Annotated in this window: 20 protein-coding genes; 2 read left to right on the top strand and 18 right to left on the bottom strand. The window is 71.1% G+C overall.

Features of this window, described 5'->3' with window-relative positions:
• Positions 1-112: 112 nt before the first annotated feature.
• Positions 113-1,081 carry a polyphosphate kinase 2 gene (ppk2, locus tag DTB53_RS30510; protein WP_030700499.1) on the top strand — a complete coding sequence of 323 codons (969 nt, stop codon included), beginning with the start codon at positions 113-115 and terminating at the stop codon, positions 1,079-1,081.
• Positions 1,082-1,200: 119 nt separating this feature from the next.
• On the opposite strand, the gene DTB53_RS30505 is transcribed toward ppk2, so the two are convergent.
• Complete coding sequence (locus DTB53_RS30505) at positions 1,201-1,926, bottom strand: hypothetical protein (protein ID WP_003964918.1); 726 nt, start codon at positions 1,924-1,926, stop codon at positions 1,201-1,203.
• A 268-nt stretch (positions 1,927-2,194) separates the two neighbouring features.
• Here DTB53_RS30505 and DTB53_RS30500 point away from each other — a divergent pair, with 268 nt between their 5' ends.
• The gene (locus tag DTB53_RS30500; RefSeq protein WP_003964919.1) at positions 2,195-2,632 is read left to right on the top strand and encodes an ATP-binding protein; all 438 of its coding nucleotides are present in this window, start codon (positions 2,195-2,197) and stop codon (positions 2,630-2,632) included.
• Positions 2,633-2,684: 52 nt separating this feature from the next.
• Here the strand turns inward: DTB53_RS30500 and DTB53_RS30495 are convergent, their stop codons facing one another.
• The 17 genes from DTB53_RS30495 to DTB53_RS30415 form a co-directional block, all read right to left on the bottom strand.
• Positions 2,685-3,953, bottom strand: coding sequence for a lytic transglycosylase domain-containing protein (locus DTB53_RS30495; RefSeq protein ID WP_012378255.1), 1,269 nt, complete (start codon positions 3,951-3,953; stop codon positions 2,685-2,687).
• 26 nt (positions 3,954-3,979) lie between these two features.
• Entirely contained in the window at positions 3,980-4,708 is a 729-nt protein-coding gene (locus DTB53_RS30490) for a hypothetical protein (RefSeq protein ID WP_012378256.1), read from the bottom strand.
• A gap of 61 nt (positions 4,709-4,769) precedes the next feature.
• Positions 4,770-5,432 (bottom strand): Rv1363c family protein, encoded by a 663-nt coding sequence (locus tag DTB53_RS30485; protein ID WP_012378257.1) that lies wholly within the window; start codon positions 5,430-5,432, stop codon positions 4,770-4,772.
• Positions 5,433-5,491: 59 nt separating this feature from the next.
• Positions 5,492-6,220 (bottom strand): hypothetical protein, encoded by a 729-nt coding sequence (locus DTB53_RS30480; RefSeq protein WP_012378258.1) that lies wholly within the window; start codon positions 6,218-6,220, stop codon positions 5,492-5,494.
• The gene (locus tag DTB53_RS30475; RefSeq protein WP_003964924.1) at positions 6,217-6,738 is read right to left on the bottom strand and encodes a hypothetical protein; all 522 of its coding nucleotides are present in this window, start codon (positions 6,736-6,738) and stop codon (positions 6,217-6,219) included. Before DTB53_RS30475 ends, DTB53_RS30480 begins: the two co-directional genes overlap by 4 nt.
• On the bottom strand, positions 6,735-7,970 hold the full coding sequence (locus DTB53_RS30470) for an MCE family protein (RefSeq protein WP_003964925.1): 1,236 nt from the start codon (positions 7,968-7,970) through the stop codon (positions 6,735-6,737). The genes DTB53_RS30475 and DTB53_RS30470 overlap by 4 nt, the downstream gene beginning before the upstream one ends.
• On the bottom strand, positions 7,967-9,217 hold the full coding sequence (locus DTB53_RS30465; protein WP_012378259.1) for an MCE family protein: 1,251 nt from the start codon (positions 9,215-9,217) through the stop codon (positions 7,967-7,969). The genes DTB53_RS30470 and DTB53_RS30465 overlap by 4 nt, the downstream gene beginning before the upstream one ends.
• Positions 9,214-10,356, bottom strand: a complete 1,143-nt coding sequence (locus DTB53_RS30460; protein WP_003964927.1) for an MCE family protein — start codon at positions 10,354-10,356, stop codon at positions 9,214-9,216. Before DTB53_RS30460 ends, DTB53_RS30465 begins: the two co-directional genes overlap by 4 nt.
• Position 10,357: 1 nt before the next feature.
• On the bottom strand, positions 10,358-11,377 hold the full coding sequence (locus DTB53_RS30455; protein WP_012378260.1) for an MCE family protein: 1,020 nt from the start codon (positions 11,375-11,377) through the stop codon (positions 10,358-10,360).
• Positions 11,374-12,405, bottom strand: a complete 1,032-nt coding sequence (locus DTB53_RS30450; protein WP_012378261.1) for an MCE family protein — start codon at positions 12,403-12,405, stop codon at positions 11,374-11,376. The genes DTB53_RS30455 and DTB53_RS30450 overlap by 4 nt, the downstream gene beginning before the upstream one ends.
• Positions 12,402-13,682, bottom strand: a complete 1,281-nt coding sequence (locus tag DTB53_RS30445; protein WP_012378262.1) for an MCE family protein — start codon at positions 13,680-13,682, stop codon at positions 12,402-12,404. The genes DTB53_RS30450 and DTB53_RS30445 overlap by 4 nt, the downstream gene beginning before the upstream one ends.
• Positions 13,682-14,485 (bottom strand): MlaE family ABC transporter permease, encoded by an 804-nt coding sequence (locus DTB53_RS30440; RefSeq protein ID WP_003964931.1) that lies wholly within the window; start codon positions 14,483-14,485, stop codon positions 13,682-13,684. The genes DTB53_RS30445 and DTB53_RS30440 overlap by 1 nt, the downstream gene beginning before the upstream one ends.
• 3 nt (positions 14,486-14,488) lie before the next feature.
• Positions 14,489-15,361, bottom strand: coding sequence for an MlaE family ABC transporter permease (locus tag DTB53_RS30435; RefSeq protein WP_012378263.1), 873 nt, complete (start codon positions 15,359-15,361; stop codon positions 14,489-14,491).
• Positions 15,358-16,344: an ABC transporter ATP-binding protein gene (locus tag DTB53_RS30430; RefSeq protein WP_003964933.1), complete on the bottom strand. Its 987-nt coding sequence runs from the start codon at positions 16,342-16,344 to the stop codon at positions 15,358-15,360. The genes DTB53_RS30435 and DTB53_RS30430 overlap by 4 nt, the downstream gene beginning before the upstream one ends.
• A gap of 618 nt (positions 16,345-16,962) precedes the next feature.
• On the bottom strand, positions 16,963-18,459 hold the full coding sequence (locus DTB53_RS30425) for a DUF6801 domain-containing protein (RefSeq protein ID WP_012378264.1): 1,497 nt from the start codon (positions 18,457-18,459) through the stop codon (positions 16,963-16,965).
• A 450-nt stretch (positions 18,460-18,909) separates the two neighbouring features.
• Positions 18,910-19,566, bottom strand: a complete 657-nt coding sequence (locus DTB53_RS30420; RefSeq protein WP_003964935.1) for a hypothetical protein — start codon at positions 19,564-19,566, stop codon at positions 18,910-18,912.
• A 214-nt stretch (positions 19,567-19,780) separates the two neighbouring features.
• Positions 19,781-20,716, bottom strand: a complete 936-nt coding sequence (locus DTB53_RS30415; protein ID WP_012378265.1) for a hypothetical protein — start codon at positions 20,714-20,716, stop codon at positions 19,781-19,783.
• Positions 20,717-21,133: the final 417 nt, after the last annotated feature.

The following is a 21,133-nucleotide window of genomic DNA, read 5'->3' as shown; positions in this document are numbered from 1 at the left end:
ACATGCCCGGCGGCTCTCGGGGAACATGGTCGTGCGGGAGAGGACTCATCCGCGGCGGGTGGGTCCTCTCCCGCCGCACACAGGACCAGGCGAAGCGAACGGGGACACGACCATGACCGACGACGGCCCGAGCACCGGCCCGGCAAAACTGCTGAAGGGGCTGACCGTGGACGGCCGGCGTCCTGAGCAGCCCGTGCTGCTCGACGAGCTGGGGCGTCCGCTCGAAACCTGGCGGGAGAACCATCCGTACGACCGGCGGGTGCGCCGTAAGGAGTACGAGCGGGAGAAACGATTCCTCCAGATAGAGCTGCTGAAGCTCCAGCGGTGGGTCCGCGAGAGCGGACAGCGGCTGGTGGTCCTGTGCGAGGGCCGTGACGCGGCGGGCAAGGGCGGAACGATTCAGCGGTTCACCGAGCGGCTCAACCCCCGCGGAGCGCGGGTGGTCGCCCTGGAGAAGCCCACCGAGCGCGAGAGCGGGCAGTGGTACTTCCAGCGCTACGTGGCCGAGCTGCCCACCGCCGGGGAGATCGTCTTCTTCGACCGCTCCTGGTACAACCGGGCCGGGGTGGAGCGGGTGATGGACTTCTGCACCACCGAGCAGTACGAGCACTTCCTCCGACAGGCCCCGCAGTTCGAGCGGATGCTCGTCGAGGACGGTGTGCTGCTGGTGAAGTTGTGGTTCTCGGTCTCGCGCGGCGAGCAGCGGACCCGGTTCGCCATCCGGCAGGTCGACCCGGTCCGCCAGTGGAAGCTGTCGCCGACCGACCTGGCCTCGCTGGACCTGTGGGACGAGTACACGGCCGCGAAGGTCGCGATGTTCCGGGCCACGGACACCGAGCACGCGCCCTGGACGGTGGTCAAGAACAACGACAAGAAGCGCGGCCGGCTGGAGGCGATGCGCAGCCTCCTGTGGCGTTTCGACTACGACAGCAAGGACGAGAAGGCCGTCGGAAGACCCGATCCGCTGATCGTGGGCCCCGCGGACACCTTGCTGGAGCCGGGCGAGGAGCAGGCGGATCTCTCACCCACTGTGCTCACCGGCCGGGCCCACGGGCCGGGCAACCATCCCGACGAGGCGTGAGGGCGGCATTTCCCGGCGACGGCTCCTGCTTTCTCCACCGGTCAGGCGGAGAAAGCAGGAGCCGCTGGAAAAGAAGAATCGCACGTAAGAAAATCCCGCGCCGCGGTGCGGACCAGGCGTCACACGGTGATCTCCTTCGGGTCGACCACCTCGTCGGCGGCGGGCTTCCGAGCGTCGACCTTCTTGTTGAAATCGCTCAGCACGACCTCGCCCGGCGCATCCCCGCCCTCCGTCACCGTCTTGAGGACATAGGGCTTGCCCTCGGTGGCAACGTACATGGTGATCTTCTCACCGTTGGCCTGCTTCTTCTCAAGAATCAGCGCAGGCTGCCCGTCCACCTCCGTCGTGTCCCCCTTCTTCATTCCCTTTCGCTCGGACTTGTCACTGTCCATCGCGGCCAGGAAGGCCTGCTTGTCGCACATCCCCTCCATCCCCGACTTCCCCTGCTCGGACTGCACCCACTTGCCCTGCACCTGCTTGACCACGGCATCCGTGCCGGGCTTGCCCTTCAGGCTGTTCTGCCAGAACTTCTCGTCACCCCGCACATAGACGCTCTGTTCGACCTGGAGGACATCCGCTTTCGCCCCCTGGCCGGTCATCGTCCCCTTGCACCGGTCCTGCTCATCGACATGGAAGTCGAGACCGATCTCATTTCCACCCGGCTGACGCGCGGTGCCCGCGATCCGCACGGACTCGGCGTCCCGCGTCGCCTTCACCGCGTCCGCCGCAATAGTGTCCGCACTCTTTCCATCGAACGCATCATCGGAGCCCCCATTACCACCGCACCCCGCCAGAGCCACCGCACCCAAAGAAACCGACACCGCGACCAGCACGACCTTCTTCATCGCTTTTCCTCCCTGAAACGAGAAGGTCCCTCTCCGGGCCCTCTGGAGCCCGGCTACCCGGCAAAAGCGGAATATCACTCACTTACTTTTCGGCGGCTGCCGAAACGGATCCGACGGCTTCGGGGAGTTTTCTCCGGACATGAACCCGGGAGTTCCGGGCACGCTGACAGCCCCGCGGTCGGACCCTGCGGCACGCTTCGCGCGGACGGCGTTCCCAGCAGGATCGGCGGGTCGGACAAATGATCACTGTGCGAAAGGAGGTACGGGCATGAGCAACGCGACTCCCGTGCGTCGCACCGCGTCCGCGTCGGTCCCCCCCGGTGCGGGAGCGCCGACGCCCGCCAGCGCGGCCGAGGCACGAGACGCCGTCGCGCACCTGCTGGCAACCGAGTTCTGCTCGTTCGACGAGGAGTCCCGGTCGGACGTGGTGGTGGCGGACGCCCTGCTGATCACCTCGGAGCTGGTGACCAACGCCATCCGGCACGGCGGCGGTGTCGCCGGCTTCTCGGCGCGGATCACCGAGGAGGGGCTCCGCATCACGGTCGACGACTCCGTGCCGGACTTCCCCGTGCTGCGGGAACAGACCGGGGCCCAGCTCGGCGAGGGCGGCTACGGCTGGCAGCTCGTCCGCCGGTTGGCCTCCGAGGTGTCCGTCACCGCGCACGGGGAGGGCAAGCGCGTCGTGGTCGTCGTGGCACTGTTCTGACCGGCCGCCCACCGGGGACACCGGCCGCCCGGGGGCGGCCGGCGCGTCGGTCTCAGCCCGTGGTTCCCTCGCCCGGGACGCAGGGGTCGCCGGGCTCGTCCTGGACGCCCGTCGCCGCCTCGGCCGGTTCCGTCGCCGACGGCGAGGAGGTCGGGCTGTCGCCGGGGTCGGGGCAGCCCGGGCCGGTCTCGCCGGGATCGGGCGACGGGGTGGGGCCGGGGTCCGTCGGGTCGGGGCTGGGGCTCGGGCCCGGATCGGTGGGACCCGGATCGGTCGGCCCGGTCGGGTCGGGGCTCGGGCCCGGGTCAGTGGGGCCGGGGTCCGTCGGGTCGGGGCTCGGGCTCGGTGAGCCGGGGCCCGTGGGACGGGGTGTGGGCGTCGGGCTCGGCGGCCGGGTGGGCTGCGGGCCGACGACGACGCCTCCGTCGCCCTTGCCGGGACGTCCCGGCGCACCGGGTCCGCCCACCGGCGCCTTGGGCGGGGTCTTCCCTCCCGGGCCGGGGCTGGCCGGCAGGACTCCCCGGCCGTCGGCGACCGGATGGCTTCCACTGCGGTAGAACTCCAGCCAGGACAGCACGGTCGCCAGGTACGTCTCGGACCGGTTGTAGCTGAGGATCGCCCGGTCCAGGTCGGCGCGGCGGGTCAGATCGCGGCTTCCCGCACAGAGGTAGCGCCCGGCGGCGAGCGCCGCGTCAAAGATGTTGTTCGGGTCCCGGCGTCCGTCGCCGTTGCCGTCCGCGCCCCAGGCCGCCCAGGTCGAGGGGATGAACTGCATCGGCCCGACGGCCCGGTCGTAGGCGCGGTCGCCGTCGTACGCCCCGCCGTCGGTGTCCCGGATCAGGGCGAAGCCGTTGCCGTCGAGCGCGGGACCGAGGATCGGGGTGAGCGTCGTCCCACGGGCGTCGACCCGCCCGCCGGAGGCCTGGCCCGACTCCACCTTGCCGATCGCCGCCAGCAGTTGCCACGGCAGCCCGCAGCCCGGGTCGCCCCGGCGCACCGTGCCCTCCGCCTTGCGGTAGGCGGCCAGCACGGTCGCCGGGATGCCGGCCTCGGACCAGGCGCGGGCCGCGACCGGATCGGCCTTCGCCCCGGGCTTCGGGGGTGCGGGCGGCTTCGGGGACCGCAGCGGAGGCAGTTCGGTGTGGTAGACGTCGTCCCCCGGCACCTCGCTCCACACCACGTCGTCCGAGGCTGCCGTCTTCGCCTGCCGGGGAGCGGGCAGCGTGATCCCCGGGGCCTGGGAGGCGGTGAGGGCGGTCATCGCGGCGACGGCGGTGGCCGTGGTGCCGAGTCGGCGGCGCACCGTGCGGTTGAAGCTCATCTGGACTCCTCTCCCCTCTCCGGGGCTCAGCGGGTGAACGTGTCGATGGCGGCGATCAGCCAGGTGTCCCCGCGGCGGACGGCGTCCACGGCGAACATGGCCGCCGCGTACGTCGTCTCCTCGTCCTTGCCGGTACGGGTGTTGCTCTGGTCGGCGAAGATCAGCAGCCGGGCGCGGTCCCCGTCGAGGAACTCGACGCCGCTCTCGGTCACGGTGGTGGTCAGGACGAGCTTCTGCTTCGGGGCCTGTGCCCGTACGTCGGCGAGCATGTCCTGGTGCTGCCGCACGGCCCGGCCGGTCAGATAGGTGCGGGCTGCGCGGTCGGACCGGGCGGGCGAGGCGTAGTCGTAACTGAACACCGCGCCGACCGCCTCACTGATCCGGCCCTTCACCTCGCTGGTCCGGCCGATGTCGGTGAGCGCGGTGTTCTGCCGGGCCGGCTCCTCGCGGAGGGTGTCGGCCGAGGCGAACGCCCAGACGGCGAAGGCCCCGAGGAGAACGGTGAGGGCGCACAGCACGGCGGGGAGTCCGACGCGCGGGCGGGACGCCCCGGCCCGGGGGGCGGCGTCCGCCGGGGTGTCGGGGGCGGCGTCGGGACCGGCGGTGGCCGCGGTGTCTCCCGCTGACCGCGGTTCGGCGTCGGTGGCGGGGGCCGTGGCCTGCTCGAAGGCCGGACCGGTCTCGGCCCCCGGGGTGCGCGGTGGCGTGGTGGCCAGCCGGCGGCGGCGGTTCACGAGGTGGCGGGTCGTCGACATGGGCGGGGTCCTCTCGGGGCGTGCTGGGCAGACGGGGGCGGGCGGGGGGCGGCGACCGGGGTCAGCCGCCCGTGCCGCCGACGGGCGCCTGGCCGAGCGCGCTGAGCTTCCACCCCTCGGCGGTCCGGGTGAGGCTCCCGAGCAACCGGCTCTCCTTCACCGCAGGTTCACCCTTCGGAGCGGTCACGGTGACCCGCAGTGCCACCATCACCCCCGCCCGGCCCGCGCGTTGGTCCAGCTCGGTCACCGCACCGGAGAGCACCTTCGCGGTGCTCACCGTCTTGGCGGCGGCGATCTGATCGGCGAACGCGTCCCGCCCGTCGACGAGTTGGCTGTGCAGCTCCCCGGTGGTGGACTGCTCCCAGCTGTCGAGCCCCTTCTCCAGGGAGCGGTGGTCCAGGGTGTTCATGTTCTGCACCGCCTGCTCACCGGCGGCCAGCGCGTCGTCCCGCGCCCGCGCGAAGGACGCCGCGTCGTCGTGGGAGGCCTCGTAGCGCAGCCAGCCGCCCCAGCCCGCCGCTCCGGCCGCGCAGACCGCCAGCGCCAGCGCGGCGATGACCAGCGGGTTCCTCCTCCTCGCCCGTACGGTCCCGGCCGGCGCGGTGCCCGCCCGCGCCGTCTCCCGTTCTGCCGTTTCCGGCCCTGCCGTCTCCCGTTCTGCCGTTTCCGGCCCCGCCGGGTCCTGCTCTGCCGGGTCCTGCTCTGCCGTCCGCTGCCGTGCCATGTGCTGCCTCTCCGCTGCCTGCCGAACCGGACCGGTGTGCCCTCGCCTCCGGCCCGCCGTCATGTGGTGCCGATCTCGACGATCCACCAGCGTCCGTCGCGCAGTTCCGCGGTCACGGTGAGCTGCGCGGACGCGGTGGTGGGGGCGCGCCCCCGCCGCTCGTAGACCTGGTCGAGGAAGACCAGGAGGTGGGCGCCGCGGCCGGTCAGCCGGGTGACCCCGGCCCGGACGACCTCGGTGGTGAGCGTCAGCTTCTGGTCGGCGGACTGCCGTTCCACCTGGCCGAACAGCGCCGCGTACTGCTGGAGCGCCTTGCCCGCCAGGACCTCTTTCGCCGCCGCCCGGGTCGCCGCGGTGGACCCGGGACCGTACGAGAAGATCTTCCCGAGCGCGCTGCTGACGTCGCCGGTGACGCGGGCGGTCGCCTCGGCGTCGGTGAGCGCGAGGTTCGCCGTGGCCGGGGTGTCCCGCAGCTGGCGTCCCTCGGCGTACAGGGCGCCGCCCGCGGCGATCAGCGCCACGGCGAGAAGGGCGCCGAGGACGCGCGGCCACCGGCGACGGGACGCGTCCACCGCGTCCGCCGCGTCCACCGTGCCTGTCCGGCCGGTTCCGTCCGCCGTGCCCGCCGTGCCCGCGTTGTCCGCCTGACCCGTTCCGTCCGTCGCGGCCGTCACCGCCGTGGTGTCCGTCGGTGTGTCCGTCGGGGCCGCCACGTCCTCCGCGTCCGTCGTGTCCGTCGTGTCCGTGCCCGTGCTGTTCACCGTGGCCGTTCCTCCTCGCGGTCTCATCGGCCGCCGCCCGTTCCGATCGCCGTGAGCGCTTTGACCTTCCAGCCGTCGGCCGTCCGGGCGAGGGTCGCTCCGAACCGCTTGCGCTGGGTGCCGGCCGCGCCGGAGCGCGGGGTGACGTCGACGTCCACGGTGGCGATCAGCTCCGCCGTACCCGTCCGCTCGTCCAGCGCGGTCAGCGCCGCCGAGGTGACCTTGCCCCGGGCGGTGTCGCCCGCGGCCGTCAGGGACTTCGCGTCGGCTTTCCGGGTCCGTTCCAGCTGGTCGTGCAGCGGCCCCGTGGAGGAGTCGAGCCAGGCGCGCAACCCGTCGTCGACCCGCTTCGCGTCCCCGCCGTCCAGGCTGTTCAGCGTCGCCAGATGCCGTCTGCCCTCGGCCAGGGCCGTGTCGCGGGCCTTCGCGTAGGACAGGGAGCGGTCGCCGCGCGCCTGGCCGTACGACCAGGCCCCCAGTCCGCAGAGCAGGGCGGCGACGAGCAGGACGGCCCAGCCGGCCCGACGTCCGGCGCGGGGGCTCACGAGCCGTCTCCCAGACCCAGCAGTCCGGCCATGCCCCCGGCCGGCGGCTGTGCGGTCGCGGACCCGCCCTTCGCCGTTCCGGGCAGCTTCATCGAGCCCGGAACCGCCGGTTTCGGCACCGGTCCGCCCTGGGGGGCGTTGGCGCTGCCCCGGACGTTGACGCCGGTGCCGGGTGAGGACGTGCAGCGGGCGGCGGTGTTCACGGCGGGCCCGTCCGAGGTGTCGAGTCCGTTGCGGTAGACCGTGCCGCCGTAGCCGGCGGTGCAGGGCAGCGGCTCGAAGAAGGTGACGGACATCCCGAACCGGGCGCCGTCGTCGTCGACGGCGCTCGCCCCGGCGGCGGCCACGGCGGGCAGCTTCACGAGGAGCTCCTCCAGGCCTCGTTGGCGGGTGACGGCGACCTCCGAGGTGGTGAGCAGGTTGGCGACGACGACGCCGAAGGCGGGGTCGAGGTCGCGCAGCAGGCCGCTGATCTGGACGGCGGCGTCCGGGGTGGTCGCGATGAGCCGGCGCAGGTCCGCGTCGGATCCCTTCAGCTCGGCGGCCAGTTCCTTGGCCCCCGAGGCGAATCCCTTGAGCGCCCGGCCCTGTTCGGCCTGGGTGCGCAGGACGCGCTCGCCGTCGGTCATCAGCCGGGTGGTGACCGGCAGGGACCGATCGGCGGCCTCGATGAAGTCGCCGCTGGTGTCCAGCAGGACCTGGAGGTCGTCGCCGCGCCCCTCGAAGGCGGCCCCGAACTCCTCGACGACGGTGCGCAGGCTCTCCAGGTCGACGGAGCTCGCCAGGTCGTCGACGCTGGTGAGGACGGAGGTGGGGGGCGCGGGGATGGTGGTGTCGGCCTCGTCGATGACGGAGCCGTTGCCCAGGAAGGGCCCTTCCTCGCGGGTGGGCCGCAGATCGACGTACTGCTCGCCGACCGCCGACAGGTTCGCGACGACGGCGGTGAGGCTGTCCGGGATCGGCGGCGCGTCCTTCTCGATCCTCAACTGGGCCTCGACACCGTTCTCGGTCAGCTCGATGGGGCCGACGCGGCCCACGGAGACGCCCCGGTAGGAGACGTTGGAGTGGGTGTACAGACCGCCCGTCTGCGGGAGTTGGACCGTGACGGTGTAGTAGCTGCGCAGTCCGACGTAGTGGCCGAGATCGGCGTACCGCACCCCGAGGTAGCCGAGGGCCAGCGCGGCGATGACGAGGAAGGCGAGGTTCTTCAGCCGGATGGCGAGGGTGATCACGGGGTCGCCCCCTTCGCGGGGTTCGAGGCCCCGGGCCCGGCCGGTTCGAAGGATCCGGAGGAGCCGGGCTCCGGCGTTCCGGACGCGCCGGTCCTCGGTGTTCCCGACACGACGGGGAGCGGCAGGGGCAGCGCGCCCCGGGCCGCCGCGCCCTCGCCCTCGGCCGGGGGCAGCGGCGGGATTCCGGGGGGATCCGGGGTGAGCGCCGGGATGATCTGCGTACCGGGCACGGCCGTCACGTCCAGGTAGACGTTGAGGTAGTCGCCCTTCACACCGCGCAGCACCTCGTCCGTGAAGGGGTAGGTCAGCAGCACCTGGAGGGAGTCGGGAAGGTCCTGGCCGGAGTCGGCGAGCGCCTTGAGGGTCGGGGCGAGCGCCTTGAGGTCGGCGATCATGTCGGCTTTGCTCCGGTTGATCGTGTCGACGGCCACGGTGGAGAGGGTGTCGAGGGAGCGCAGCATGGTCAGCAGTGAACCGCGCTGCTTCTCCAGGACCTTGAGTCCGGGGCTGAGCCCGGTGAGGACCGTGCCGACGTCCTGTTTCCGGGTGGCGAGGGTGGCGGCGAGGCGGTTGACGCCGTCCAGGGCCCTGGTGATGTCGCCCTTGTTCTCGTCCAGGTTGGTCACGAGGGTGTCGACCCGGTTGAGCAGGGAGCGGATCTGCGGTTCCTGCCCGGCGAGCGCCTTGTTGAGTTCGGTGGTGATGGTCTTGAGCTGGTTGACGCCACCCCCGTTGAGCAGCAGGGACAGCGCCCCGAAGACCTCTTCCACCTCCGGGTTCCGGTTGGTGCGGGAGTGCGGGATGCGGCCGCCGGAGGCCAGCGACCCGCGTGCGGTTCCCTCGGGGGGCGGGGCGAGCTGGATGTACTTCTCGCCGAGCAGGCTGGACTGTTCGAGGCGGGCGTAGGAGTTGGCGGGGAGCTTGATCTTCCCGTTGACCCGCATGGTGACCCGGGCCCGCCAGCCGTCCGGGGCCAGCGCGATCCTCGTGACGCGTCCCACGGCGACGTCGTTGACCTTGACCGAGGACTGCGGCGCGAGGCTGAGGACGTCGCCGAACTCGGCGGTGACCTCGTACGGCCGGTCGCCGAGGTCCGCGCCGCCGGGCAGCGGGATCTGTTCGATGCCGGTGAAGGAGGGGCTCTCGGGGCGGACCACGACCAGGGCGATCAGCGCGCCGGTGGCGAGGAGGGCCACGGCTCCGACGGCGGCCCGTACGACGGGTCTGCGCCGGTCGTCGTCGTTCATCGTCGCGCCCCCTTCTGCTTGCCGGGCTGTTGTCCCGGTTGTTTCTCGGGGGTGCCGTAGACCGTGCCGACCTCCGGGAGCGGCAGGGCGGGCAGGGCCTTGCGGCGGGTCGCGTCGACGGGGGCGAGGCCGGTGAGCCGGCCGGCGGCGGAGGCGGCCCCGGGATCGACGAGGGGTCCCCCCATGGACAGTTCGTTGAGGTTGGTGCGCCCGTTGAGGGTGCGGTTGGCGGGGTCGTAGGCGTTGAGGACGTTGCCGGCGGCGAGCGGGAGGGTGTCCATCGCCTCGGCGAGCGAGGCGCGCTGGTCGACGAGCGCCTGGGTGACGGGCACCAGGGCCTCGACGTTCTTCTTGAGCGCGCCGCGGTTCTTGGCGATGAAGGCCTTGACCTGGCCGAGGGCGGTGCCGAGTTCCTTGAGGGCGGCGCTGAGGTTCTTCTTGTCGTCGGCGAGGAAGGTGGTGACCGTGTTCAGCTGCTGCTCGGCGCTGCGGACGTCGCCGTCGTTCTCCTTGAGCATGGTGGTGAAGGACTGGAGGTGGGCCAGGGTGTCGAAGAGGTCGCCGCTGGACTCGTCGAGCGTCTTGGTGGCCTTGCCGAACTGCTCGATGGAGTCGCCGATGGCCTTGCCGTTGCCGTCGAGGTTCTTCGCCCCGGTGTCCAGGAGCCGGGCGAGCGCCCCGTCGGCGTTGGCGCCGTCGGGGCCGAGGGCGGTGGAGAGTTCGGTGATGGAGGCGTACAGCTCGTCGACCTCGACGGGGGTGGCGTTGCGGGCGGCGGGCAGGACGGCGCCGGCGGCGAGCCGGGGGCCGCCGTCGTAGGCGGGGGCGAGTTGGACGTAGCGGTCGGCGACGAGGCTGGGGGCGACGACGACGGCGTGGGCGTCCCGGGGGACGTCGATGCCGCGGTCGAGGCGCAGCACGACCTTCACCTCCTCGCCCCGGGGCTCGACGGAGGCGACGGTGCCGACCTTGACGCCGAGGATCCGCAGGTCGGATCCGGCGTAGACGCCGGTGGCGCGTTCGAAGTAGGCGGTGACGGTGGTCTTCCCGTCCTCTTCCAGGGCACTCACCCCGGTGGCCGCGGCGACGGCCACGAGGGCGAGTCCGGCGGTGATGCCGGTGATGCGGGTGCGTCTCATGTCAGCGGCCCCCTTGCTGCCGGGGTGGCATGCAGCCGGTCGCCGGGGGTGTGCCGGCGGGGAGGTAGTTCTTGGGCACGACCCCGCAGACGTAGTTGTCGAACCAGCGCCCGTTGCCGAGGGTGTTGCCGACGAGCCTGCTGTAGGAGCCGGTCATGGCGAGGACCTTGTCGAGGCTCTTGCGGTTCTTGACCAGGACGGCGGTGACCCGGCCGAGGGACGCCAGGGTCGGCCCGAGCTGCTTGTCGTTGTCCCGGACGAGTCCGGTGAGCTGGGTGCCGAGGTCACGGGTGCCGGTGAGCAGCAGGTGGATGGAGTCGCGGCGGGCCCGGATCTCGCCGAGCAGCAGGTTCCCGTCCTTCAGGAGCGTCTCGAAGCTGCTGTTCTTCCCGGCGAGGGTCTTGGTGAGCTTCTTGCTGTCGCGGAGCAGCGTGGCGAGTTGGGCGTCGCGTTCGGAGACCGTACGGGAGAGGGCGGAGAGCCCGTCCGCGGCGCTGCGGACGTGCGGCGGGGAGTCCTTGAAGGTGGTGGAGATCGCCTCGAAGCTCTTGGCGAGCTGCGCGGTGTCGATCTCCCCGATGGTCTCGCCGAGGCCGTTGAACGCCTGGGTGACGTCGTACGGGGAGGTGGTGCGGCTCGCGGTGATGCGGGAGCCGGGGTCCTGCGGGGCGTCGCCGAGGGGGTCGACGGCGAGGTACTTCTCGCCGAGCAGGGTCTTGACGGCGATGCCGACGGTGGAGGAGTCGCCGATCCAGGCGTTCTCGACCCGGAAGTCGACGCGGACCTTCGCGCCGTCGAGAGAGACGCCGGTGACCTCGCCGACCTTCACTCCGGCGATCCTCACCTCGTCGCCGTCGGTGAGTCCGGCGGATTCCGTGAAGTCGGCGCTGTAGGAGGTGCCGCCCCCGACGAAGGGCAGGGAGTCGGCGCGCCAGGCGGCGAGCCCGAGCAGGGTCAGGACGAGGAGTCCGACGACGGCGACGGCGACCGGGTTGCGTTCCCGGATGGGGGTCATTCTCATGCCAGGCACCTCGGTTGGGTGATCGCGATGCCGGTGGGCGGCTTGCTGCCGTCGTCGTGGGTGACGCCGCTGACCTTCGCTTCGCAGAGGTAGAGGTTGAGCCACGATCCGTACGACGTCAGCCGGCTGATGGCCGACATCTTGGCCGGGGTCTTCTGGAGGAAGTTCTCGATCTGCGGGGTGCCCTTCTCCAACTGACCGCTGAGTCGTCCGAGTTGACGGATGTCGTCCTTGAGCGGCTTCCTGCCGTCCTGGAAGAGGTCGGCGGTGACGGTGGTGAGCGCGCCCATCGCGGTGATGGCCTCGCCGAGCGGTTCGCGGTCGCCGGAGAAGCCGGTGACGAGCTTCTGCAGGGTGACGACGAGGTCGTCGAAGCCGGCCTCCCGGTCGTTGACCGTCTTGAGGACCGTGTTGAGGTTCTTGATCACCTCGCCGATCACCTTGTCCTTCGCGGCGACGGTGGTGGTGAGCGAGCCGACGTGTCGCAGGATGCTGTCGACGGTGCCGCCCTCGCCCTGGAGGACCTGGACGATGGAGCCGGCGAGCTGGTTGACGTCGGGCGGCGACAACCCTTCGAAGAGGGGCTGGAAGCCGTTGAACAGCTCGGTGAGGTCGAGTGCCGGGGTGGTGCGGGAGAGCGGGATGGTGTCGCCGGGCGCGAAGGCCCGGCCGACGGGTCCGGGGCCCCGGTCGAGGTCGACGTACCGCTGACCGACCATGTTGAGGTACTTGATGGACGCCGTCACCGAGGCGGGGAGGCTGCGCCCCTTGCGTACGGCGAAGGCGACCTCGGCGACCCGCCGGTCGGCGACCTTCACGGATTCGACCTGGCCGACCTTGACCCCGGCGATCCGGACGCTGTCGCCGGGGATGAGGCCGGTGGCGTCGGTGAAGCGGGCCTTGTACGTGGTGGTGTCGCCGACGCCCGTGTTGGCGATGGACAGCCCGAGCACGGTGGTGGCCAGCACGGTGACGACGATGAAGACGAGGGACTTGGTGACCGGTCCCGCCAGTGAGCGGCGTTTCACTTGAGCTTCACCTCCGCACCGCGGAAGGCCGGGCCGATGAGCACGCTGCTCCAGTCGGCGAGGTCTCCGGGCCGGGCCTTCAGCGAGGGCGCGACCAGTTCGTTGACGAGCCGGGACTCCTGCGGCGAGTTGGGCAGCCCGAGCCCGCCGTCGGCGCCGTCGCCCGGGGGCGCGGTGACGTCGGTGGCCCGGCGGGTGTCGGCGGTCGGGGCGTGCTTGCCGACGTACGGCACCGAGTAGCAGGCGGGTCCGCCGCGCGCGCTGTAGACCGGGGTGTCCTTGCCGGGGACGTATCTGCCCTTGGAGGGAACGGATGTGACCGACACGTGCAGCCCCGGTTGGTCGGTTCCCTTGCCCAGCGCCTTGTCCATGGCGGGTACGAAGCCGGCCATGGTGCGCAGGGTGCACGGGAACGCATCGGAGTATTGGGCGAGGAGTTCGAGGGAGGGGCGGCCGGCGGCGGAGAGCCGGATGAGGTTGTCCTTGTTCTCCCGCAGGAAGGAGGTGACGTCCTGCGCGGCGGCCGTGGTGGTGCCGTAGAGCCCGGCGAGCCGCGCTTCCTGGTCGGCGAGGGTGGAGCTGGTGACCGTGGCGTCGGTCAGCGCGTCGAGGACGTCCGGCGCGGCGTCCGCGTACAGCGTGCTCACCTTGACGAGTTCCTTGATGTCGGCGTTGAGGGTGGGAAGTTGGGGGTTGAACTTCTTCAGGTGGCCGTCCAGCGTGGTCAGCGTCTCGCCGAGGCGTTCACCGCGTCCTGCCAGCGCCTGGGAGACGGCGTTGAGGGTGGCGGAGAGCTTCTCGGGCTTCACGGCGGTCAGCAGCGGCAGGAGGTTGTCCAGGACCTGTTCCAGCTCGATGGCGTTGCTGGAGCGGTCCTGCGGGATGACGGCCCCGGCCCGCAGGGTGGTGCCCGTGGGGATGCGGGGCGGGACGAGCGCGACGAACCTCGCGCCGAAGAGGGTGGTGGGCAGCATCTGGGCGGTGACGTCGGCGGGGACCTGGTCGAGCTTGTCCCGGTCGATGGCCAGCGTGAGGCGGGCTCCGTCGCCGTCGGTGGCGATGGAGCGGACCTGTCCGATGACGACGCCGCGCAGCTTCACGTCGGCGTTGTCGTGCATCTCGTTGCCGACCGCTCCGGTGCGGACCGTGACGGTGGCGTCGTCGGTGAAGTCCTTCTCGTACACGGAGACCGAGACCCACACCAGGACGGCGGGCACCACCAGGAAGGTGACTCCGGCCAGCCGTCGGCGGACCGTGCGGGTGCTGGAGGTGCGCATCAGCCGGCCACCTTCACCGTCGTCGTGGCGCCCCAGATGGCGAGCGAGAGGAAGAAGTCGGTGACGCTGATGAGGACGATGGCGTTGCGCACCGAGCGGCCGACCGCCACGCCCACGCCGGCCGGTCCCCCGGTGGCGTGGAAGCCGTAGTAGCAGTGGGCGAGGATCACCAGCACGCTGAAGATCAGCACCTTGAGGACCGACAGCAGCACGTCCTGCGGGGAGAGGAAGAGGTTGAAGTAGTGGTCGTAGGTGCCCGCCGACTGCCCGTTGAAGAAGATGGTGATCCAGCGGGAGGCGACGTACGAGGAGAGCAGCCCGATCGCGTACAGCGGGATGATCGCGACGACTCCGGCGATGATCCTGGTGGTGACGAGGTAGGGCATGGAGCGGATGCCCATCGCCTCCAGGGCGTCGACCTCCTCGTTGATCCGCATCGCGCCGAGCTGGGCGGTGAAGCCCGCGCCGACGGTGGCGGAGAGGGCGAGGCCGGCGACCAGCGGGGCGATCTCCCGGGTGTTGAAGTAGGCGGAGATGAACCCGGTGAACGCCGAGGTGCCGATCTGGTTGAGGGCCGCGTACCCCTGGAGTCCGACGACCGTGCCGGTGAACAGGGTCATGGCGACCATCACGCCGATGGTGCCGCCGATGACGCCGAGTCCGCCGCTGCCGAAGGCGACCTCGGCCAGCAGTCGTTGCACCTCGCGCAGATAGCGGCGCAGTGTGCGCGGGATCCAGACGAGTGCCTTGACGTAGAAGGTGAGTTGGTCGCCCGATCGGTCGAGCCAGCTGAGCATCGCCATGGGTCAGCTCCCCTTCGCGGGGACGATCTGGAGGTAGATCGCCGTGAGGACCATGTTCACGAAGAACAGCAGCATGAAGGTGATGACGACGGACTGGTTGACCGCGTCGCCGACGCCCTTGGGGCCGCCGCGCGGGTTGAGGCCCCGGTAGGCGGCGACGATGCCCGCGATGAAGCCGAAGATCAGGGCCTTGAACTCGCTGATGTAGAGGTCGGGCAGCTGGGCGAGGGCGGAGAAGCTCGCGAGGTACGCGCCCGGGGTGCCGTCCTGCATGATCACGTTGAAGAAGTAGCCGCCGAGGGTGCCGACCACCGAGATCAGGCCGTTGAGCAGGACGGCGACGAGCATGGTGGCGAGCACTCGGGGGACGACGAGGCGCTGGATGGGCGAGACGCCCATGACCTCCATCGCGTCGAGTTCCTCACGGATCTTGCGGGAGCCGAGGTCCGCGCAGATCGCGGATCCGGCGGCTCCGGAGATCAGGAGCGCCACGATGATCGGGCTGGCCTGCTGGATCACCGCCAGCACGCTGGCGCCGCCGGTGAAGGACTGGGCGCCGAGCTGCTGGGTGAGGGAGCCGACCTGGAGGGCGATGACCGCGCCGAAGGGGATGGAGACGAGGGCGGCGGGCAGGATCGTGACGCTCGCGACGAACCAGAACTGCTCGATGAACTCGCGCACCTGGAAGGGCCTGCGGAAGATCGCCCGGGCCACCGCGACGGCGAGCGCGAACAGCTTCCCGGTCTCGCGGAGCGGGGCGAGCAACCGGGAGGGCCGGCGCTGCTCGGGCGCGGACGGGGTGGTCGCCCCGGGCCCGGGGGGCGGCGGGAGCTTCTCGGGCGGCTCGGGCGGCCGCACCGGCATCGGGGCGGTCACGTGCGCGCACCTCCCGCGGCCGGGGCGTAGCTGTCCAGGATCGCCGTACGGGCGGCCTCCGGCAGCTGGCCCATCATCGCCATGACCCGCTCCCGGCGGCGCAGCGCACCCTGGCGTACGGGCATCCCGGGCGAGGGCTCCAGCTGCGGGACGACGGTGCGCGGTCCGGTGCGCGGCGGAACGGTGTCGGCCAGCTGCTCGGCGGCGAGGGTGGCGGCGTCCTTCTCCTCGGACATGCCGATGGGGCCTTCGCGGCGGCCGGCGAGGAACTGGGAGACCACCGGGGTGTCGCTGGTGAGCAGCACCTCGCGCGGGCCGAAGGTGACGAGGTTGCGGCAGAACAGCATGCCCATGTTGTCGGGGACGGTCGCCGCGATGTCGAGGTTGTGGGTGACGATGAGCATCGTCGCGTCGATCTGCGCGTTGAGGTCGATGAGGAGCTGCGACAGATAGGCGGTGCGGACCGGGTCGAGTCCGGAGTCCGGTTCGTCGCAGAGGATGATCTGCGGGTCCAGGACCAGGGCGCGGGCGAGGCCGGCGCGTTTGCGCATGCCGCCGGATATCTCGCCCGGCAGCTTTCCCTCGGAGCCGAGGAGCCCGACGATGTCGATGCGCTCCATGACGATGCGCCGGATCTCGGATTCCTTCTTGCGGGTGTGCTCGCGCAGCGGGAAGGCGATGTTGTCGAAGAGTGACATCGAGCCGAAAAGGGCCCCGTCCTGGAACATGAGGCCGAAAAGCTTCCGGGTCTCCATGATGTCGCGCTCGGAGCTGTTCACCATGTCGACGCCGTTGATGAGGACGCGCCCCTGTTCGGGCTTGAGCAGCCCGATGATGGACTTGAGGAAAACGGTTTTTCCGGTTCCGGAAGGACCGAGCATGACGCTCACTTCACCGGCGGGCAGGGTGAGGCTGACGTCCTGCCAGATGTTCTGCTTGCCGAAGGACTTCGTCAGGCCCTCGACGACTACTTCGATTCCCATCGGCCCTCCCTCGAAGTGGCGGTGAACGTGTTCATCGTTGGGCGCTCCGGCTCTGAGAAAAGCGATGGCGGCTCGTCACACATGCACCAGGGGGCGCACGTTATGTCCGCCGAAACCGCCAGGGCAAGCCGTTGAACAGCGGAGATCGACGAACGCGGGACCGGGAATGGATCACTTGTCATTCGGTGACAAGGCCGGCCCCCGTCCTTGTCCGAATCTGCGCAAGCAGTGGGCGTTCTCTCCGGGCGCCGCTGGACCGGGGCGGAGCGAACCGGACCCGGGCGTGCCCGCCGAGCAGGCACGCAGGCGATTTTCCTCGGCACGTCTGGGACGCTACGGGCCGGTAACCTGACTTCGCAATACTGGGTACAGACTTTCCTCGGCGAGAATTCACGCGGGGCGGAGGATTGTTCACGGGTGAGTAATCCGCGAGCCAAACCTGTCGGATGATGAGGAATCACAGGACGGCGGGCGGGCAGGAAAGAGCCCTTCCGGTACGGGACCGGAAGGGCTCGGGGACGTTCGGGACGGCCGCTCGGGGAGGTACGGGAGAACCGCTCGGGAGTGTCCGGGGCGGAGTTCGGAGGCGTGCGGGTCGGTGCTCGGGCGGCGGCCGGGTCAGCGCTCGGGGTCGGGCACCCGCGGCGGGCAGTCCGGCCCTTCCGGGTTCGTGGCCACGCACAGGGGCGCCTGGGTCATCTTGGTGTAGTTGTCGGCCTTCTTGCCGGGGCTGGAGATGGCCGAGGTGAAGATCGGGTCGAGGTCCTCCCCCACACCGCAGCCCTCGAACGGCGGGATGTGGGCGTAGCCGGTCAGGGTGCCGCCGTACGCCACGAGGTAGCCGGCCGGCGGATAACTCTGGCCGTACCCCCTCAGCACCTGCTCGAAGGGGCGTTCCGTGCGGCAGTCGGGGCCCACGTCCAGGGGGACGCCGTTCACCTCGACGTCGGAGAGCCGCATCACGAGCTGGGCCGTGACCGTCGTCTCCTCCGGGTAGGTGGGCGTGTTGGTGACCGTGTGGGTGTGGATCGCGGCCGGGGGGCCGACCTGCTCCAGCGTCATGGTCGCGGTCGTCGGCATGAATCCGTAGCTGAGGAACGTGGCCTTCGTCGGGGGGAGTTGCCGGCGTCCCCGGTAGTCGAAGTTCACCTCCGAGCTGACGTCGACGGTCGAGGCGCAGGAGTCGTTGATGTAGCGCTTGTTGAGCACCACCTTCATGAACGCGGGCCCCAGCGCCGCCGCGCCGTCCAGCTTGGCGGCGTTGGCGTAGCCGGCCGCGTACGTCTCGGCGGTGGTCATCACCCACTCGGGCGGGATCTCGATCGGGCAGCTGCCGGGGTCCTCGCCTTCGAGGGCTTCGAGCCGCTCGTCGGTGAGGGCCTCGATCTTCTCCCGGGCGCCGGGCGACAGGCCCTCGGCCGGGCGGGTGGGCGCCGGGTCCGGTGCCGGGTCGCTCGTTGACGGTTGTGGAGCCGGGGCCGTGGGGTCGCCGTCGCCGCGGACGGTGATCGCGGCGAGTTCGGGCTCCTGGCCCGGGGCCGGTTCGCAGACGACGTCGAGCCCGGGGGGCGTGGTCGGCTCGCCGGCTCCGGTGAGCGAGGACAGCGAGAGGGCGAGCTCGGCGGGGGCCAGCGTCGCACGTCCGGGGCTCCCGAAGGAGACCGTCGGCACGTCACCGGTCGCGGTCAGGGTCAGGGAGCCCCCTTCGGGGCCGGGCAGGGCGACGGGGGGTGCGGTCAGGTCCTGCCAGGAGGCGTCGGCGGACTTGTCGCCGACGGTGTTGCGGACGGTGAGCCGGGCGACGGCCGACAGGGTGGCGGCGTCCAGCTCCGCGAACCGGGCGAGCGCGGTGGGCTCCAGGTCGACCTCGACGGCGACCTGCGACGGGCGGACCTCCTCGCCCGTACGCACCGAGGTGGGGAGGACCGCCGAGACGACGACGTCCACTTCCTCGGGCCCGGAGGGGAACGGGCAGGCGTAGCGGAGGGCGACCTCCGAGGTCTGCTCGGCGGCGGCCGACTCGGCGCTGGGGACGAGCGCGGTGGCGACGACGAGCGCCCCGCCCACGGCCCAGTGGATCGGTCGTCTCGCTGCGGCGCGTGCATCGACGGTCATACGGATGGGTCCTTCCGGCGCGCGTGGGCCCAGGGATGGCTGCGGAAAGCGGGTCCACTTCTCGGCGACGGCCCCTGCGGGCGGACGTCGAGCGGACTTCGAACGGACGTCGGGCGGGCTGCGGCGGTACGTCGGCCGGCCTCGGCCGAAGGTCGGCCGGGACGGGAGCACGGCCCCTACCGACGGGTACGGTACGCACGCCGACGGGGCCTGGGAAGGGCCGGGTTTCCGTTCGGATCACGGGTGCCCGGACTTTGGCAGCCGGTGACAATCCGCTGCCGCGCCCTTGTCGGCGGGTGCGCGAAAACGGGGCGCTTCCGGCCGGTGCGGTGGAGCGGCTCGCGCGGCTCCGGCCGGCGCCGGTGGAGCGCCCCGCTCGTCGTCGTGCCCGGCCGCCGGGTGCGCACGGCCGGGCACGACGCTCAGGTGCGGGACGTCATCGGCGGTGGGTCACCCGCTGATGACCGGGGACTTGCCCGACGCCGCGTTCACGATGGTGTACAGCCCCTGGAAGCTGGCGGTGGTGCCGACGATGCCGCAACCGCCGCCGACCTTGTTGGCGATGGAGAGGGTGAGGCCGCCGCCCGCGGTGTTCAGCGTGCCGTTGCTCCCGTTCAGGGTCGGGTTGTTGTACTTGGCCGCGACCTTGCCGGTCACGTCGAAGGTGCACGGGCCGAGGACGCTGCTCCCGGACACCTTCGCCTTGATCGCTCTGATCTCACCGGTCACCTGGCCCGTGGAGTTGGTGCCGGCGCCCGCCGCGTAGTCCAGGCCCCAGATCTCCCACGGCGGCGTGGTGGTCACCGTCCACGTCGAGCTGAACGGCCCGGTGCACGGCGAGTTGAACGAGATCGCCGAGATGGACGCGAGCTTGGCCGGGCTCCCCGCGACCGGGGAGGTCGGCGCCGAGCCCGAGGCGGCGGAGGTGGCGCACTGGATCTTGTTGCCGTTGTTGTCGGTGAGGACGGTCACCCCGGCGCTGCCGTTGAAGGCGCCGGTGGGGCTGATCGTCCAGCTGGTCGGCGCGGCGACGGCCGACGGGGCGGCCAGGACGACGGATGCCGCGGCGGCACCGATCGCGGTCAGGACACCGGTTCGCTTGAACATGGGGGTACTCCCTTTTCTCGTTCCGTTGGGGATTCGGCTGAACGTGACTGGAGAGGCGCTTGCTCGGTTGTTCGCCGTGCCGGACGGTGCGGCACTCGGCGGGTCCACGACACCGGCTCGTATCGAGGTGTGCGGACGAGGGGGTCGGGGGCGGGTCGCGCATCACCTCCTCGCTTGCGGGGCCAGGGGCGGGTCCGGCGGACCCGACCGGGGCCTACCGCTTCGCGGAGTGCCAGAACTCGGACAGCTTCCTGCCCTCGTTCGGCGCGAGGCCGACGGGGTCGTAGGGGCTGCCGAAGTACGTCGTGGTGGCGTCGAGCGTCACGCTGTTCTTTCCGGCGGCGGACGGGAGACCGGTCTTGAGGTTCACCGCCCAGTCCAGGAGCCCGGCACCGCAGCCGCTGGCCCCGGGAACGGCGAAGGTGGCGTCACCCTGGTCGGCGCCGTCGAAGGTGTAGCGCCCCATCTCGCCCTCGTCGTCGTTCGGAGTCCCGTCGGCCGAGAACCTTTGCAGTGAGAGGCTCGGCGCCGTCACGTTCTGCGGCTTCAGGAGCACCGGGTCGGACGTGGTCCCGATGTAGCACTTGTCACCGAGGAACGGATTCTTGAGGTGGATGCGGACCGGAATGGTGAGAATGGGCTCACCGGTGGAGAATGCCGCACTCATATGGAAGTCGCGCGGCGCTCCGGCCGGTTCGATGGTGGCCGTCACCCGGTTGAGATTGTTGTCCGTCAACTGGCGGCAGATTCCTGATACGAGCGGAATTCCGCTGGGACACATGAGCCCGATCAGCCCGCCGGGGATCTCCGCCGGGTCCGCGGTCAGCGCCCCCTCCGGCGGGGCCACCAGGGAGGCGGTGCCGTCGGGGCGCTGGATGACTCCGAGCTGCAGGTCGGTGTCGCCGGTGGAGACCTTCGTCTTGCCCAGCGTGATGGTTCCGGTGGCCGAGCTCGACGCTATGCAGGTCGCGATGGTGTTGATGCCGTCCGCGGCCAGCATGGCGGGCGCGTCGACCGGGCAGCGGTCGAAGGGCGCCCAGTCGCCGTTGAGCTGGGTGGCTGCGGTGGCCGAGCCGGTGGAGAGCAGAGCACTGAATGCCGTGAACGCCGCGAGCAGACCTACGCGGGTTCGATTGGAAACGGATCTCATGTCGTCCCCTCTGTCGGCCGCCGTGGCGCGGCCTCCTGCACGAAGTTGAGCGGTTCTGCAATGCGAGCCCGCACCGCGACGACTTCTCGGCGGTGTTGGAGCCTCGGGGGCCCGGGGGCGGAGGATCGGAGCATCAAATTTCGGGCAGATTTCGTGACCGAATTGATCGAGGCGTGATGTTACTCGCGGGAAACCGGGCGACACAATCCGTCCGTCTAAGATTCTTTGCACCGCACGCTTTTTGATCCGGAAATGAGCATCGGGGCACCGCTCCCTTGTCAAGGAATGCGCACCCGGGGGCGGGGAATTGCCCGCCGGCGACCGGAACCCCGTGTGCCGTGCGTACACGGCCCCCGGGGGGGCGGGGGCCGCGGAAGCGGGGCCTCCACTCCGCCGCCGATAGCGCGAGAATCAGCC

Source organism: Streptomyces griseus, from assembly GCF_900460065.1.
Lineage (GTDB): Bacteria > Actinomycetota > Actinomycetes > Streptomycetales > Streptomycetaceae > Streptomyces > Streptomyces griseus.
This window is presented reverse-complemented; position numbering and strand designations above follow the sequence as displayed.